This window comes from Pseudomonas sp. GW456-12-1-14-TSB6, assembly GCF_059424205.1.
The window spans coordinates 103,590-119,099 of the sequence record NZ_JBWKZE010000020.1; the positions used below are offsets into that span (position 1 = coordinate 103,590).

The following is a 15,510-nucleotide window of genomic DNA, read 5'->3' on the forward strand; positions in this document are numbered from 1 at the left end:
TCGTTGCTGCGTTAATGCAGCGAGTTTGCGTGATTGTGATGCGTTTATGCATCAATGGAGAACGGTATGAACTGGGATGATGCACGGGTGTTTCTTGCGGTCTGCCGCGAGTCGACATTGCGCGGCGCCGCGCGCGTGCTGGGCGTGGATCAGGCAACGGTCGGGCGCCGCATCACGGCACTGGAAAAGTCGCTGGGCGCGACCTTGTTTCTGCGCACCTCCGAGGGCTATGCACTGACGGCCGTCGGCGAAGCGGCGCTCAAGTCGGTGGAAAAAATGGAGCATTCGGCGCTGGAGCTGGAACGGCGTATCCAGGGCCTGGACGATCGCCTGACCGGCAGTGTGCGAGTCAGCACCACCGATTCGCTGGCCATCGACTTCCTGATCCCGGCCATCGCGCAGTTGCACGAACGGCATCCGGACGTGCGTGTGCAACTGGACGCCTCCACGCAAATCCTCAGCCTGGCCAAACGTGAAGCGGACATCGCCGTGCGCAACACCCGTCCGGACAATCCGGACCTGATCGCTCGGCGCATCGCGCGTTGGCCGGTGGGGCTGTTTGCCTCGCAGGCCTATGTCGACAGCCATGGCGTGCCGGCGCCGGGCAGTGCGTTCGAGGGCCACGATCTGGTGGTGTACCAGCCGTATCTGCAAAGCAACAAGGATCTGACCCTGGTGTCCGAGCCCATGACTCGCGGGCGGATCGTCGCCGGTCTGAGCTCCAGCCTGCTGGTGCGGCGCTCGATTGCCGCCGGGTTGGGGGTAGGAGAAATCCCGGTCTACATGGGCGAACGCGATGGTCTGGTCAGGTTGTGGCCGGAGCGCACGCGTCCGTTGCCTTATGAAGTGTGGCTGGTGACCCATGCGGATTTACGCCACACCGCGCGGGTCAGAGCGGTGATCGAACACATTGTCGAAGCGTTTGTGCTGGAAAACGAATAGTTGTTCTGCGAAAAAAACGGCCTTCACTGAAGGCCGTTTTTTGTGAGCGTTGAAACCGCTGCCTCATGGCATTTCCGGCAGTTCCTGCGGGCGCAGATCAAACACCAGAACTTCGGCATTCTGGCCATTGCTCAGGGTCAGCGCCTGTTCTTCACGAACCCGCACGCCGTCGCCTTCCTTCAACTGCACGCCGTTCAGTTCAACGCTGCCGCGAGCAACGTGCACATAGGCGTAGCGGTTGGCGGGCAGCTTGAGGGTGGCGCTTTCCTGGCCATCGAACAGCCCGGCATACACCCGTGCATCCTGGCGCACTTTCAGCGAGCCGTGGCTGCCTTCGGGCGAAATGATCAGTTGCAGGCGACCGCGTTTTTTCTGTTCGCTGAAGTGCTCTTGCTGGTAGCGCGGTTTGGCGCCGCTGACGTCCGGCACGATCCAGATCTGCAGGAAGTGCACCGGCTTGCTCGCCGAGTGGTTGAACTCGCTGTGGGCCACGCCGCTGCCGGCGCTCATCAGTTGCACATCGCCGGGGCGGATCACCGAACCGGTGCCGAGGGTGTCCTTGTGTTCAAGGGCGCCTTCGAGCACATAGGAGAAAATCTCCATGTCACGGTGCGGGTGCTGGCCAAAACCCTTGCCGGCGGCAACGCGGTCATCGTTGATCACCAGCAGGTCGGAGAAACCCTGTTCACGCGGGTCACGGTAGCTGGCGAAGGAAAAGGTGTGGAACGACTTCAACCAGCCATGATTGGCCAGACCTCGGTCGGAAGCTTTACGAAGGGTCAGCATGATGAAATCTCCTTTCAGGACGTTGATTCGTCCGAGTGAGGAGAAGGTTACTGGTTACCCTGCGATGCAATAAGTAGATGAAAATTGAAATACTGTCCTGTTTTGGTTGACAGTTGTGTGCACTGGATCACGCATTCTTTTCCAACGTTTTCACCGTATCTGGCCATAATGCGCAGACTTATGACTTTGCTTGGATTTTGGTGATGCCCACATGAAGACCGTGGCAATGGTGCTGTTTCCGGATTTTCTGCTGCTCGACATGGCCGGACCTCTGGAAGTCTTTTCGGTTGCCAACCGCTACCTGAAACCGCAAGACCACTATCACCTGACCACCCTGGGCACCGAGCGCGGGCCGTTGCGTGCGTCCAATGGCGTCCTCGTGCACACCGATCGGCATATGGACGAAGCCGATGAACGCTACGACTTGCTGCTGGTGCCGGGCGGCCCCGGCGCCTACAACGAAAAACACCCGCCGCTGCTCGCCTGGCTGCAAGGCGCGGTCACGCGCGCCGGGCAATATGGCTCGATCTGTACCGGCGCTTTCGTGCTGGGCCATGCCGGACTGCTCGACGGCTATCGTGTGACCACCCACTGGAATTACACCGAACGCTTGATCAAGGGCTTTCCGAAGGCAAACGTCGCGACCGACCAGATTTTTATTGAGGATCGCAACCTGATCACCTCCGGAGGTGTCACGGCCGGCATCGATATGGCGTTGGCGGTGGTCGCTCGCGATCATGGCAAAAAGATTGCCCAGGACGTGGCCAAGGTGCTGCTGGTCGTCATGAAGCGCCAGGGCGGGCAAGCGCAGTTCAGCCCGTTGATGGCAGCGGTGGCGCCCCATGAAACGCCGATTACCCGGGTGCAGAACCATGTGCTGGAACATCTGGAGGAAGCCTTCACCGTCGAGCGCATGGCAAGTCTTGCGAACATGAGTGCACGACACTTCGCTCGGGTATTCGCCCGCGAGGTCAACATGACACCCATGGAATTCCTGCAAAGTGCACGTATCGATTGCGCGCGAAATCTGCTGGAAACCAGCGATCTGCCGCTGAAAACCGTGGCCTACAAAAGCGGTTTCGGCAGTGTGCGGCACATGCGGTTTCTGTTCGGCGAAAAGCTCGGGCTGACCCCCACGCAATATCGCGAACAGTTCAGCTAGAGCGGTTCTGTCCGTTCCGGGCATCCGGATGTCCGTGCTGGACCCCGCGTGGTGGTTGTACCGTCATCGAGGCCTGCGAAGATAGCGGACATGAACAGCCTCAACGAATTGAACTCGGCGTCGGTCCTGCGCTTCGGGCCGTACGCGTTCCATTTGCGCCAGCGGCTGATCCTCGAAGGGGATCGGCAATTGCGCATGGGCGGGCGTGCGCTGGACATTCTGCAAGTGCTGGTCGAGCGCGCCGGCCAGGTGGTCAGCAAAGAGCAATTGATCGCGCTGGTGTGGCCGACCTCGGTGGTCGAGGAGATCAACCTGCGGGTGCACATCGCCGCGCTGCGCCGGGCCCTTGGCGACGGCGAAAAAGGCCAGCGCTACATCGTCAATGTGCCGCAACGCGGGTACAGCTTCGTGGCACCGGTGCAGGGCGACAGCGCCGCCCACGTGGTGTTCGAAAACCTGCAAGCGCCCCAACACAATTTGCCCGCACGACTGACGCCGGTCACCGGGCGCGATTCACTGGTCGGTGGTCTGGTGCGGCAACTGCCGCTGTCCCGGCTCATGACGGTGACGGGGCCTGCCGGCGTCGGCAAGAGCACCGTGGCGTTACGCGCAGCGGAACTGCTGCTGCAGCATTTTCGTGACGGCGTGTGGCAGGTGGATCTGTCGCTGGTCGGCGATGACATCCCGCTCCTCGATCACCTGCTGAAAACCCTCGACACTGATTTCCCCACCCTCGCAGCGCGTCACGCCTTGCTGGTGCTGGACAACTGCGAGCATCTGCACGAAGCCTGCCGGAACCTGGTGCAAAAACTCCTCGACGCCGCGCCCCGTCTGTCGATCCTGGCCACCAGCCGCGAACCGTTGCGTCTCGGTCTGGAAGTCCTCCAGCCGCTGCCGCCACTGACTCTTCCCAAAGCTTCGGCCCTCAACAGTGTCGCCGAGGTCATGGGCTATTCGGCGGTGCAGCTGTTTGTCAGTCGTGCCCGCGCCCGTCAACACGGCTTCAGTCTGCGTGAACAGGATCTGGAAACGGTGCGCGATATCTGTCGGCGGCTCGATGGTCTGCCGTTGGCGATCGAACTGGCAGCGGCACAGATCGATGCCTTGGCGCTGGTCGGCCTTCAGACGCAACTGGATCAAGGTCTGCAAGTGCTGAGTCACGGTCGCCGCACCGCCGTGCCACGCCATCAGTCGATGAAGGCCGCGCTGGACTGGAGCTATCAGCGCTTGAGCGAGCAGGAACAACGCGTGCTGCAACGCTTGTCGGTGTTCAAGATGGCATTCACCCTGGACGCCGCTATCGGCGTGATCAGTTGCGCGCAACTGCCACCCTCGAGGCTGGTGGCCGTGGTTGAGCAGTTGGCGGTCAAATCGTTACTGACAACGGACCGATCCAGCGGAACGCTGCGCTATCGAATGCTCAACACCACGCGCCGCTATGCCCGTGAACGGCTGGAGCAGTGCGGCGAGCTGAATGATGTCGAGCGTCGACACACGCGTTACCTGGGCCGCACCCGGCCGGCCTCAAGCGGCCGACTGAGCGCGCAGTTCGTCGAGCAGTAGACGTACCTTGCGCAAGTCCGGGGTGGCATAACCTTCGGTGAAGCGCTGGTAGATCGGAGTCAGCAATTCTAGCGCCTCGTGATAACGCGACTGGCGCTGCCACAACTGAGCCAGCGACGTTGCGCTGCGCAGTTCCCAGGCCAGGGCTCCTTGTGTCCGTGCTATCTCAAGGGATTGCTGCAAGGCGCTTTCGGCCGTGTGATGACAGGGCGAATCAGCCGCCAGCAACCGCTCGGCCCGGGCCCGCAAAATCTCCGCAGTACTCCAGCCGGCCGCGCCGCTTTGTGCTCGTTCGAGCAACGCATCATCAACGAAACCCGGATCCAGCGTGACCATGATTTCCCTGACCAGACCGCTGTCGGCGGGCGGGATGGCGGGGGCCTTGTCAGCATCGATCACCTGCGCATAGTGTCGCGCCCACGTATAGAACAGCAGCACCGAATGCTTCTGCGCCTGTTCGAGCAGCAGTTGCAGCAACGCGCGGGCGTTTTGTACGTCGCCGTTGTAATGGGCGATCAGGCACGAGGCGAGTGCCAGGGTGTAGCAGATCGAAGTGCCGTGGTTGATCTGCACCGCGATGTCCAGTGCCTGCCGCGCCGTGCGCCAGGCCTGCTCGGGAAAACCTTGCAACCACAACACCCGGGCGAGGACGGTCAGCGAGGCGACGCTCTGGTCGTATTGCACGCCGAAACCGTGAGTGAAGCGGTTGAGGTGGCCGCTGTGGGCCATGCGCTGAATGACCTGTTCGGCATGGATTCGCGCCTGATGCTGATCGCCGGCGTAATGCAGCGCGAGCACCCGCAAGCGATGGGTACTCAAGGACAACTGCGCATCGCCGTGCACGCCGAGGCTTTCGAATTGCTCGCTCTGCTCCAGCGCCATCTGGTAATGCCCGCAACTGAGATTGACCGCCATGTGCCCCGACACCGCGCGCAATTGGCCGGCCATGTCGTCGTGCCGTTGCGCCAGCAACCGCGCACTGACGAAGGCTTCGATGGTTTCCGGCGTGCCGCCCCAGGTGTGGTAGCAGGCGCTGCCGAGGGCCAGTTTCAAGGCGATTTCCAGTCGCGGGCAGGGCTTGTCGGATGACGCCAGCAACGCCAGTGCCCGGCGCACATGAACGCCGTACTCCTTGAGCAGGGACAGTTCCTGCCACAACGGTGCCGAGGTCGCCGTCAGACGTACGCCGAGCGCGCGCGAGCCTTGGTCATTCAGCGTCCATTCAAGCGCCGCGCGCAGGTCTTCAAGGCCCCGGGCGTAACGCTCGATCCAGACTTCAGTCGCCGTGTTCTCCCAATCGGCCTGGGCCTGATACATCAGCGCCAGGCTGCGTTCGGCATGACGCTCGCGGGTTTCGCCGAGCTCGGCGGCCTGGTCGAGTTTTTCCAATGCATAGCGACGAGTAGTGTCGAGCAGGCGATAAAACACTTCCTCATCACCGACCTCGACGTTGAGCAGCGACTTGGCGACCAGTTGCGTGATCGAGGCGAACACTTCGTTCGACTCGATGTGCTGACCGACGATAACCGCCGCCGCAGACTCCAGCGTGAACGCGCCACGGAATACACCCAGTCGGCGCAGGCCGGTCTGTTCGCAGGCGTTGAGCAGATTGAAACTCCAGTCCAGCGTAGCGCGCAGGGTTTCATGCCGACCGAGGCGAGTCTGGTTGCCAGCCGGCAAACGCCCCTGGAGCTGACTCAGCAAACCCTCCAGCCCAAGACCTGCAACCTGCGCCGCGGCCAGTTCCAGTGCCAGCGGGATGCCGTCCAGCCGCCGACAGATTTCGATGATCAAGGGCAGGTCGGCGTTGCCCGGCTCAAAGTGTTCGTGGGCCGCCATCGCCCGCTCGACGAACAACTGCAACGCAGAAAACCCCATCGCCTGATCGCGGTCGAGCACTGCAATCGGTGGCGGGCAATCGAGAGATTCCAGGCGCTGCACATACTCGCCCTCGGCGCGCAGACTTTCGCGGCTGGTGGCCAGAATGTGCACCTGCGGCGCGCCACGCAGAATGCTTTCACTCAGCAACGCCACAGCGTCGATCAAGTGCTCGCAGTTATCGATCACCAGCAGCATCTGCCGCTCGCGCAGGCTGTTGATCAGGCAGGCCATCGGCTCGCTGTCATGCAGCGAAAGGTCCAGCAGGGCGGCGAGGTGTGAGCAGATCGAGCCCGGATCGTTGAGCGGTGCCAGGTCCAGCAGCCGAATACCGTCGCGATAACGGCCGATCAATTGTTCGGCGACACGCAGGGCCACGGTGGTCTTGCCGATGCCGCCGGGGCCGACCAAGGTGATGCAGCGCTGGCGCGGCAGTTGCGTCATCAGGCTGTCGATCACCGACTGGCGCCCGATCATCCGCGTGCGCCGCAATGGCAGGTTATGCCGGCCGAGGTTGGCGGCGGCAGGGCGTTGTTCAATCGATTGCAACACGACCGGCGCGACGAAACTGTAACCACGCTGCGCCACGGTGACGATGTAGCGCTGACCGGCCTGACCGTCACCGAGGGCCTTGCGCAGTGCGGCCATGTGCACCCGCAGGTTGATGTCTTCCACCACGCTGTCCGGCCAGACCCCGGCGATCAACTGCTGCTTGCTCACGACCTCGCCGGCGTTGGCCAGCAGGATCAGCAGAATGTCCATGGCGCGGCGGCCCAGGCGCAAAGGCTGGTCGCCTTCAAGCACCAGCCGCTGGCCGGGGTGGATCCGATAGGGGCCGAAACCGATGGCCTGATTCGGGGAAAAACTCAACCGCTCACTCCTTCGACGTTTTTTATGATCCTGGTCCGCCTCGGTGAAGAGTCCGTGACGGGCAGGGCGGATGGCGACTTGAGGGGCACGCAAGCCGTCTGAACCGCAGTATCCGGGCATATTCCTCAGGATTTGGCGCCAGCGCAATGTGCACGTTGGGCGCGCGTCCGGGAATCGCTCGGCCTCCAGTGCCGTCACCACTGTATTTAAAGGGTGGAAACCGTGCCCGCTGACCCGACAGCCGGGGAGAATTAACAACGATTAACTCGTCCGTGCCGGCTTCAGAGCCAAAACTGCGGGGCAATGGAATGCATACGTCCGGAGGACGCTGCGATGAGCAAGGTGGTGGTGGTCTATCACAGTGGCTACGGGCATACCCGCGTCATTGCCCAGGCTGTGGCCCAAGGTGTGGAACGCCACTTGGGCAGCACCTGCCTGTTGCTGGCCGTGGAAGACGTGGAAGCCCACTGGGATGACTTGCACCGCGCCGACGCCATCATTTTCGGCGCACCGACCTACATGGGCAGCGCGTCGGCGGCGTTCAAGCAATTCATGGAGGCCACGGCCCCGTTCTATCTCGCCCGGCCGTGGCGCGACAAACTCGCGGCGGGCTTCACCAATTCCGGCAGCCTGTGCGGCGACAAGCTCAATACCCTGCTGCAAATGGCGGTGTTTGCGGCCCAGCATTCGATGATCTGGGTCGGGCTCGATCTGTTGCCGGCGCGTGCGTGCCAAGGTGTTTTCGACGGTCAATTGAATCGCCTCGGCAGCTCCCTCGGTGCGATGTCCCAATCCAGTGTCGAACAACCGCCCGAACACGCACCGCCGCTGGAAGACCAACAAACCGCCGCGCACCTGGGCGAGCGGGTGGCGCGACTGGCGCAGCGGATGGCTCGCGGATGAAACCGCCTCAGCGGTTTTTCATGACCTGACAACGCCACGCAAACGGATTGATCCCTTCGCTGCGGGTGAAGATGTGGCAGAAGTGCGCCTGATCGCAGAAGCCGCATTCCAGGCTGATCTGCGTGAGGCTGTGGTTGGTCTGCTGGATCAACAGCTTGGCACGGGCAATGCGCTGGGTTCGGATCCAGTCTTGCGGCGAGTACCCGGTACTGCATTTGAACGCCCGGGAAAAATGACTGCGTGACAGTGAGCAGGCGCTGGCCAGTTCGGTGACTTCAAGGCTGTCGCCGAGGCGTTCGAGGATCAGTTGTTTCACCAGGCGTTCCCGTTGCGGGCTGAGGCCGCCGGTGCTGGATTTGCGGTGTTCGCTGGCAGGGGCGAGGGCGACGGTTTGCTGTAAGTGAGCCATGGCCTAGGTCCGTGTCGGGGGGGAACGCACGGTCAGCGCTTTCCCTCAGGTCAAAAAAACAACGCTGCGCAGAGGGATTCATTGTTTGGTGAAGGGCGAGTGCTGACGAGTTAAACGTTGTTAATTCCACCGTCGGCTGCAACTCAGCACACCGTTGCAAGTCGCCATGAGGGGAACCGGGCAGGATGGCGAAGATTGGGGGCGGGCCATAAGGGGCCGCAGAATCGGGCTCGGGCGAGAGGATGCATATGAAAGGTTTGTTCAACGGCGTAATCGGCATGGCGGTGGTCGGTGTGATGTCCAGCGCCATGGCGCAGGCACCGCAGGTCGGCACGCAGGCGCCGGGTTATTTCCGGCTGGCGCTGGGCGATTACGAGGTGACGGCGCTGTTCGACGGCTACAACGATTTGTCGCCGAAGCTGCTGCAGGGCATGAGTCAGGGCCAGATTCGCGCGCTGCTGGCCCGGCGCTCGATTGAAACGCCGGGCGTGCAGACTGCGTTCAATGCGTTCCTGGTCAACACCGGCAAACAATTGATTCTGGTGGATACCGGCGCGGGTCAGTGCATCGGCGCCACTGCCGGCCAGCTCTCGGCGAACATGCAGGCAGCGGGTTACAAGCCTGAGCAGGTCGACGCGATTCTGCTGACGCACCTGCACCTGGATCACGTCTGTGGGCTGGTCGACGGTCAGCAACGGCCGATCTTTGCCAATGCCACGGTTTATGCAGCCAAGGCCGAAGCCGATTACTGGCTCGATCCGCAGGCCGAGGCCAAGGCGCCGGCCGGTGCCCGGGAGTTTTTCAAGATCGCCCAGGATTCCACTGCGCCTTACGTGGCGGCCGGGCGCTTCAAGACGTTCGCAGAGGGCCAGTCGCCTTTGCCGGGTGTGGTCGAAGCCACACTGGAAGCCGGGCACACGCCGGGCAGCACCACCTACCGCTTCACTTCGCAGAACCAGAGCATCGTGTTCATGGGTGACCTGGTGCACAACCTGGCGGTGCAGTTCGATCATCCAGAGGTGTCGATCCGCTTCGACGTCAACGGTCAGCAAACGATCAAGAGTCGCAACGCCGTGTTCAGTGCAGCGGCGGCCAGCAAGACCTGGGTCACGGCTGCGCACTTACCGTTCCCGGGCATCGGCCACATCACGGCAGTCGACAAGCACTTCCAGTGGGTACCGGTCGAATACGGCCCCTACAAACGCGCGGCCAAAGTGCCGCTGATCGAGTAAAGTGCGCAGCTCCCACGTCAGGCTCAAACAAGGAAAACGTGCCCCATGAACCGTAACGATCTGCGCCGCGTCGACATGAACCTGCTGGTGATTTTCGAAGCGCTGATGTTCGAAAAGAACCTGACCCGCGTCGCCGAAAAACTGTTCATGGGGCAGCCTGCGGTGAGCGCCGCGCTGGGGCGTCTGCGCGATCTGTTCGATGATCCGCTGTTGCTGCGCAATGGCCGGGGCATGGAGCCGACGGCGCGGGCGCTGGCGATTCTCCAGGAACTGCAACCGGCGATGGACGTGATTTCTGGCGCGGTCAGCCGGGCCAAGGAATTCGATCCGGCGACCAGTTGTGACGTGTTTCGCATCGGCTTGTCGGACGATGCCGAATTCGGTCTGTTCCCGCCGTTGCTGCGCCAGTTGCAGGAAGAAGCGCCGGGGATTGTCGTGGTGGTACGTCGCGCCAATTACCTGCTGATGCCGGGGTTGCTGGCATCGGGAGAAATTTCTGTCGGCGTGAGCTACACCACCGATCTGCCGGCCAACGCCAAGCGCAAGAAACTGCGCGATATTCCCTGCAAGGTCCTGCGTGGCGACAATCGTCCGGGCCCGCTGACGCTTGACGAGTATTGCGAGCGCCCGCACGCGATGGTGTCGTTCTCCGGAGACCTGAGCGGCAACATCGACATGGACCTGGCCAAGGTCGGTCGCAGCCGCCGGGTGGTGCTCGGTGTGCCGCAGTTCAGCGGCCTGCGCGCGCTGCTGGCCGGCACCGAGATGATCGCGACCGTGCCGGATTACGCGGCGTGTGCATTGGTCGAAGGGTGTGCGTTGCGGGCTGAAGATCCGCCGTTCCCGATTGATGCGGCGCAACTGTCGATGGCGTGGAGCGGGGTGCATGACAACGATCCGGCGGAGAAATGGCTGCGTTCGCGGATCAGTCAGTTCATGTCGGTGACGCTGGATATTCCGGCGGTTTAGCGCGTTGTTGAAAGGTGTTTAGCGTTACTTCCGGTAAGCCACAACGCCTTGCGCCTTTGCCTACGTGTACGCCAGAATCCGCCGGCTTGTGCGCCTCTGGGACGGGTTCTATTGTTTGCCGGTCGCTGAAAAACAGCGATCGGGTTTAGCAGCCCGGATCTACTCTAGACGCACAATGCCGTTCGTTCGTGATCAGGCTCACGCCTGTCCGTTCACGTTATGGCGGCTTTGCGTGGGGCACTTCGGTGCGCCGGGTTCTAGAGTCCTGGTCTGCTAACCCGCGTACGGCCGCCACCTCTTTCGTTTAGCAGCGAAGCGTGGCGCCTCCACTACTCTAGAGGCTTTATCCATGATCAAACCAACGCCAAACCCGCCTGAAACCGACCCCACCTCGCCCTACGAAACCCTCGATTCCAAGAAATTCCACGAAGCCGCCGAGCACGCCCTCGATCACTATCTGAATCCGCTCCTCCCCCGAAAACCGCTGCTCAAACCCAACGCCCGCTACCTCATCGCTCCCGGCATCGACAGCGAAGAACTGCTGGCCGACGCCTGCGAAACCTTGACCTCGGCCAAGGTCATGGCCAATGACTTCGCCGGGCTGGTGGACGGCACGCAGCGGCATGTGCTGTTGGGGATTGCGCAGTTGATCATGTTGGGGGAGCTGGCGGTGAATCGAGTGCTGGATAATCTGGAACTGAAGGCTGAGGCGCCCGCTGTAGCTTGATCGACTGCTCACCTGATCGTTCCCACGCTCCGCGTGGGAATGCAGCCCGGGACGCTCCGCGTCCCAAAGAGCGGACGCAGAGCGTCCATTGAGGCATTCCCACGCAGAGCGTGGGAACGACCGACGGTGCTCTCAAAAAAGAGAGCACACCCATCCAATTTCCCCCCGATCAATCGTTGCACCATGGCCTGCAATGATTGATCAAGGGTGGGCCCATGAACGCTGTACAACGCAATGACCAGGCGCAAGATCTCGGCCTGCTGTTTCTGCGGGTCGCCGGCGGATTGTTTCTGCTGTTCGTCCACGGCTTGCCCAAGCTGCTGGACTTCACCGCGCAGCTGCAACAGATCGAAGATCCGTTTCACCTCGGGGCCCATCTCACTTTGATTCTGGCGATCTTCGCCGAAGTCCTCTGTCCGCTGCTGATTGTCGCCGGGGTGCTGGCGCGTCTGGCGTGCTTGCCTATTCTCTTTGTGCTGCTGGTGGCGCTGCTGCTTGTGCATCCGCAATGGAGTGTGGCCGAAGGGCAGTTCGGCTGGTTGCTGTTGATCCTCTTCACCACTGTTCTGATCGCCGGGCCCGGACGGCTGGCGCTCAATGTTCGTTTGCCCGGAGTACTCCGTTATGCCTGATGCCCAGACCCTGAAAAAACCGGGACCCGAAGAAACCGTGACGCTGATCGTCAAGCACCGGGTCAAGGCCGGTTTCGAGCAGCCTTACGAAGCCTGGCTGCGCAACATTGTCAGCGTGGCGGGGCGCGAAGAAGGGCACTTGGGCGTGGACGTGATGCGCAGCCAGCAGGGCGGGCTCGCACTGTTCACCTGCGTGCTGCGTTATTGCTCGACCGAGGCGATGCAGCGCTGGCTCGATTCGCCGCAGCGTCAGAAACTGATCGACGAAGCCGCGCCGATGCTCGCCGACGGCGACCAGACCGAAGTCAATACGGCCAGCGAATTCTGGTTCACGCCGACGGCCGAGGCCGGCTCACCGCCACCGCGCTGGAAGCAGGCTGTAGTGACGCTGCTGGTGATCCTGCCGCACACCTTGCTGGTGCCGCTGATCTGGGGGCCACTGCTGCAACTCAATGCCTTTCTCTCCAACTACGTGGTCGCGACGTTCCTGATCACCCTGACCATCGTGGTGTCGGTGGTCTACGTGTTCATGCCGCCCGTGACCCGTCTGTTCGCGCCGTGGCTGGAAGCCGGTCAGTCACACAAACACCTCGAATCCAATGCCAATCCGCCGCGCTGAAGCGGCGGGTCCGGGCTCCGTTTCACTTATCTCGAAGGAACTGCGATGAACGCCGATCTGATTCTGTTCAATGGCCAATTTCATACGGTAGACCGCGAAAAACCCCTCGCCAGTGCCGTGGCGATCAAGGACGGTCGTTTCGTCGCCGTCGGTAACGATGCCGAGGCGATGGCCCTCAAGGGCGCCGGCACTCAAGTGGTCGACCTCAAGGGCCGCTGCGTGATTCCCGGTCTCAACGACTCGCACTTGCACCTGATCCGTGGCGGCTTGAACTACAACCTCGAACTGCGCTGGGAAGGCGTGCCGTCGCTCGCCGATGCGCTGCGCATGCTCAAGGATCAGGCCGACCGCACGCCGACTCCGCAATGGGTGCGCGTGGTCGGTGGCTGGAACGAATTCCAGTTCGCCGAAAAACGCATGCCGACCCTCGAAGAAATCAACCAGGCGGCGCCGGACACCCCGGTGTTCATCCTGCACCTGTATGACCGTGCGTTGCTCAACCGCGCCGCGTTGCGCGTGGCCGGCTACACCCGCGACACGCCGAACCCGCCGGGCGGCGAGATCGTGCGCGATGCCAACGGCAACCCGACCGGCATGCTGGTGGCGCGGCCGAACGCGATGATTCTGTACTCGACGCTGGCCAAGGGGCCGAAGCTGCCGCTGGAATATCAGGTCAACTCGACCCGCCAGTTCATGCGCGAACTCAATCGCCTCGGCCTGACCAGCGCCATCGATGCCGGCGGCGGTTTCCAGAACTACCCGGACGATTATCAGGTGATCGAACAACTGGCCAAGGACGACCAGTTGACCGTGCGCATCGCCTACAACCTGTTCACTCAGAAACCGAAAGAAGAGCTGACCGATTTCCAGAACTGGACTGGCAGCGTCAAGTTGCATCAGGGCGATGACTTCCTGCGCCACAACGGCGCCGGGGAAATGCTGGTGTTCTCGGCAGCGGACTTCGAAGACTTCCTCGAACCGCGCCCGGACCTGCCGCAGACCATGGAACAGGAATTGGAGCCGGTGGTGCGCCACCTGGTCGAGCAGCGCTGGCCGTTCCGTCTGCACGCCACTTACAACGAATCGATCAGCCGCATGCTGGATGTGTTCGAGAAGGTCAACCGCGACATTCCGTTCAACGGCCTGCCGTGGTTCTTCGATCACGCCGAAACCATCACCCCGCAGAACATCGAGCGGGTGAGGGCACTGGGCGGCGGCATCGCGATTCAGGATCGCATGGCGTTCCAGGGCGAATACTTCGTTGACCGTTACGGCAAACAAGCCGCCGAAGCCACCCCGCCAATCAAGCGCATGCTTGCCGAAGGCGTGCCGGTCGGCGCGGGCACCGATGCCACTCGCGTGTCGAGCTACAACCCGTGGACTTCGCTGTACTGGATGGTCAGCGGTCGTACCGTTGGCGGTCTGGCGCTGTACGAAGAAGGATTGCCACGCAGCACCGCGCTGGAACTGTTCACCCATGGCAGCGCCTGGTTCTCGTCCGAGCAGGGCAAGAAAGGCCAGATCAAGGTCGGGCAACTGGCGGACCTGGCAGCGCTGAGCGCGGACTTCTTCAGTGTCGAGGAAGAAGCGATCAAGTGGATCGAGTCGGTGCTGACCGTGGTTGGCGGCAAGATCGTGTACGCCGCCGGCGACTTCGAAGACCTCGGCCCACGTTCGCTGCCGGTGCTGCCGGACTGGTCGCCGGTGGTGAAAGTCCCGGGCCACTGGCGCCCGAATTCGCCATTGCAGGCCCAGGTGCACCAGTGCAGCGGCCCGTGCGCAGTGCATACCCACAGCCACGAAAAAGCGCGGATGTCGAATGCGCCGGTCAGCGATTTCGCCGGTTTCTGGGGCGCGTTCGGCTGCTCCTGCTTCGCGTTCTGATCCTTTTGAAAAAGCGCCGCTCTGTGTGAGCGGCGCTCCCCGCAACAACCATCCATCGAGGAGTTTCACATGAGCAACGTTCCTTACAGCCGCCTGAACAAAGACGATGCCGTTGTGCTGTTGGTCGACCACCAGACCGGTCTGATCTCGCTGGTACAGGATTTCTCGCCGAACGAGTTCAAGAACAACGTGCTGGCACTGGGCGACATCGCCAAATTCTTCAACCTGCCGACCATCCTCACCACCAGCTTCGATTCCGGCCCGAACGGCCCGATCGTGCCTGAGCTGAAAGAGCAATTCCCGGACGCGCCGTTCATTGCCCGCCCTGGCCAGATCAACGCCTGGGACAACGAAGACTTCGTCAAGGCCATCAAGGCTACCGGCCGCAAGCAACTGATCATCGCCGGTGTGGTGACTGACGTGTGCGTGGCGTTCCCGACCCTGTCGGCCATCGCTGAAGGTTTTGAAGTGTTCGTGGTCACCGACGCTTCCGGCACCTTCAACACCACCGTGCAACAAGCGGCGTGGGCGCGCATGTCGGCTGCCGGTGCACACCTGCTGAACTGGTTCGCTGTGGCTTGTGAGCTGCAAGTCGACTGGCGCAACGACATGGAAGGCCTGGCGAATCTGCTGTCGCAGCGTCTGCCTAACTACCGCAACCTGATCAACAGCTATACCAAGTTCACGGCCCAGTAATTGGCTGAACAAAATGCCCGCTGAAGAGCGGGCATTTTTTTTGCGGTGTTGGTGAGTGTGTATTTTCACTTCGAAAACCAGCCCTCACCCCAGCCCTCTCCCGGAGGGAGAGGGAGCTGACCGAGTTGTTCTTTCGAGGTACATCGACCTGAAAAATCGAGTCGAACTCAGGTTTGAAAAGCACCGAGATCGGCTCCCTTTCCCCCTCGCCCCCCTGGGGGAGAGGGCTGGGGTGAGG

The 15,510-nt window shown here is 61.9% G+C and carries 14 protein-coding genes; 11 read left to right on the forward strand and 3 right to left on the reverse strand.

The window, feature by feature from the left end; genetic code table 11:
• The first annotated feature begins 66 nt into the window (after positions 1-66).
• On the forward strand, positions 67-942 hold the full coding sequence (locus tag AC07Y2_RS19235; protein WP_039771533.1) for a LysR family transcriptional regulator: 876 nt from the start codon (positions 67-69) through the stop codon (positions 940-942).
• Between the two features lie 63 nt (positions 943-1,005).
• Here AC07Y2_RS19235 and AC07Y2_RS19240 read toward each other — a convergent pair whose 3' ends face one another.
• A complete protein-coding gene (locus AC07Y2_RS19240) occupies positions 1,006-1,728 on the reverse strand; it encodes a pirin family protein (protein ID WP_085667856.1) in 723 nt (240 codons plus the stop codon).
• 211 nt (positions 1,729-1,939) lie between these two features.
• Here AC07Y2_RS19240 and AC07Y2_RS19245 point away from each other — a divergent pair, with 211 nt between their 5' ends.
• Positions 1,940-2,890 carry a GlxA family transcriptional regulator gene (locus AC07Y2_RS19245; RefSeq protein ID WP_103386633.1) on the forward strand — a complete coding sequence of 317 codons (951 nt, stop codon included), beginning with the start codon at positions 1,940-1,942 and terminating at the stop codon, positions 2,888-2,890.
• Positions 2,891-2,980: 90 nt separating this feature from the next.
• Positions 2,981-4,453: an ATP-binding protein gene (locus tag AC07Y2_RS19250; protein WP_103386634.1), complete on the forward strand. Its 1,473-nt coding sequence runs from the start codon at positions 2,981-2,983 to the stop codon at positions 4,451-4,453.
• Here AC07Y2_RS19250 and AC07Y2_RS19255 read toward each other — a convergent pair.
• Positions 4,415-7,201: an ATP-binding protein gene (locus tag AC07Y2_RS19255; RefSeq protein ID WP_103386635.1), complete on the reverse strand. Its 2,787-nt coding sequence runs from the start codon at positions 7,199-7,201 to the stop codon at positions 4,415-4,417. The genes AC07Y2_RS19250 and AC07Y2_RS19255 overlap by 39 nt on opposite strands.
• Before the next feature lie 333 nt (positions 7,202-7,534).
• On the opposite strand from AC07Y2_RS19255, the gene AC07Y2_RS19260 reads away from it, so the two are divergent.
• A complete protein-coding gene (locus AC07Y2_RS19260; protein ID WP_103386636.1) occupies positions 7,535-8,104 on the forward strand; it encodes a flavodoxin family protein in 570 nt (189 codons plus the stop codon).
• Between the two features lie 7 nt (positions 8,105-8,111).
• On the opposite strand, the gene AC07Y2_RS19265 is transcribed toward AC07Y2_RS19260, so the two are convergent.
• Positions 8,112-8,513: a helix-turn-helix domain-containing protein gene (locus tag AC07Y2_RS19265; RefSeq protein ID WP_039771519.1), complete on the reverse strand. Its 402-nt coding sequence runs from the start codon at positions 8,511-8,513 to the stop codon at positions 8,112-8,114.
• A 248-nt stretch (positions 8,514-8,761) separates the two neighbouring features.
• On the opposite strand from AC07Y2_RS19265, the gene AC07Y2_RS19270 reads away from it, so the two are divergent.
• The 7 genes from AC07Y2_RS19270 (at position 8,762) to ycaC (ending at position 15,272) form a co-directional block, all read left to right on the forward strand.
• Positions 8,762-9,745 (forward strand): MBL fold metallo-hydrolase, encoded by a 984-nt coding sequence (locus AC07Y2_RS19270; RefSeq protein ID WP_103386637.1) that lies wholly within the window; start codon positions 8,762-8,764, stop codon positions 9,743-9,745.
• A gap of 45 nt (positions 9,746-9,790) precedes the next feature.
• Positions 9,791-10,714, forward strand: coding sequence for a LysR family transcriptional regulator (locus tag AC07Y2_RS19275; RefSeq protein ID WP_011333412.1), 924 nt, complete (start codon positions 9,791-9,793; stop codon positions 10,712-10,714).
• A gap of 349 nt (positions 10,715-11,063) precedes the next feature.
• The gene (locus AC07Y2_RS19280; RefSeq protein WP_103386638.1) at positions 11,064-11,441 is read left to right on the forward strand and encodes a DUF6124 family protein; all 378 of its coding nucleotides are present in this window, start codon (positions 11,064-11,066) and stop codon (positions 11,439-11,441) included.
• A 215-nt stretch (positions 11,442-11,656) separates the two neighbouring features.
• On the forward strand, positions 11,657-12,073 hold the full coding sequence (locus AC07Y2_RS19285; protein WP_085667851.1) for a DoxX family protein: 417 nt from the start codon (positions 11,657-11,659) through the stop codon (positions 12,071-12,073).
• The gene (locus AC07Y2_RS19290; RefSeq protein WP_103386639.1) at positions 12,066-12,692 is read left to right on the forward strand and encodes an antibiotic biosynthesis monooxygenase; all 627 of its coding nucleotides are present in this window, start codon (positions 12,066-12,068) and stop codon (positions 12,690-12,692) included. Before AC07Y2_RS19285 ends, AC07Y2_RS19290 begins: the two co-directional genes overlap by 8 nt.
• A gap of 45 nt (positions 12,693-12,737) precedes the next feature.
• Positions 12,738-14,576 (forward strand): amidohydrolase, encoded by a 1,839-nt coding sequence (locus AC07Y2_RS19295; protein WP_064378893.1) that lies wholly within the window; start codon positions 12,738-12,740, stop codon positions 14,574-14,576.
• Between the two features lie 69 nt (positions 14,577-14,645).
• On the forward strand, positions 14,646-15,272 hold the full coding sequence (gene ycaC / locus AC07Y2_RS19300) for an isochorismate family cysteine hydrolase YcaC (RefSeq protein WP_039771508.1): 627 nt from the start codon (positions 14,646-14,648) through the stop codon (positions 15,270-15,272).
• Positions 15,273-15,510: the final 238 nt, after the last annotated feature.

Coding starts and splice junctions, on each gene's coding strand:
- AC07Y2_RS19235 (WP_039771533.1), top strand. CDS start 67: ATGAACTGGGATGATGCACGGGTGTTTCTTGCGGTCTGCCGCGAGTCG.
- AC07Y2_RS19240 (WP_085667856.1), bottom strand. CDS start 1,728: ATGCTGACCCTTCGTAAAGCTTCCGACCGAGGTCTGGCCAATCATGGC.
- AC07Y2_RS19245 (WP_103386633.1), top strand. CDS start 1,940: ATGAAGACCGTGGCAATGGTGCTGTTTCCGGATTTTCTGCTGCTCGAC.
- AC07Y2_RS19250 (WP_103386634.1), top strand. CDS start 2,981: ATGAACAGCCTCAACGAATTGAACTCGGCGTCGGTCCTGCGCTTCGGG.
- AC07Y2_RS19260 (WP_103386636.1), top strand. CDS start 7,535: ATGAGCAAGGTGGTGGTGGTCTATCACAGTGGCTACGGGCATACCCGC.
- AC07Y2_RS19265 (WP_039771519.1), bottom strand. CDS start 8,513: ATGGCTCACTTACAGCAAACCGTCGCCCTCGCCCCTGCCAGCGAACAC.
- AC07Y2_RS19270 (WP_103386637.1), top strand. CDS start 8,762: ATGAAAGGTTTGTTCAACGGCGTAATCGGCATGGCGGTGGTCGGTGTG.
- AC07Y2_RS19275 (WP_011333412.1), top strand. CDS start 9,791: ATGAACCGTAACGATCTGCGCCGCGTCGACATGAACCTGCTGGTGATT.
- AC07Y2_RS19280 (WP_103386638.1), top strand. CDS start 11,064: ATGATCAAACCAACGCCAAACCCGCCTGAAACCGACCCCACCTCGCCC.
- AC07Y2_RS19285 (WP_085667851.1), top strand. CDS start 11,657: ATGAACGCTGTACAACGCAATGACCAGGCGCAAGATCTCGGCCTGCTG.
- AC07Y2_RS19290 (WP_103386639.1), top strand. CDS start 12,066: ATGCCTGATGCCCAGACCCTGAAAAAACCGGGACCCGAAGAAACCGTG.
- AC07Y2_RS19295 (WP_064378893.1), top strand. CDS start 12,738: ATGAACGCCGATCTGATTCTGTTCAATGGCCAATTTCATACGGTAGAC.
- ycaC (WP_039771508.1), top strand. CDS start 14,646: ATGAGCAACGTTCCTTACAGCCGCCTGAACAAAGACGATGCCGTTGTG.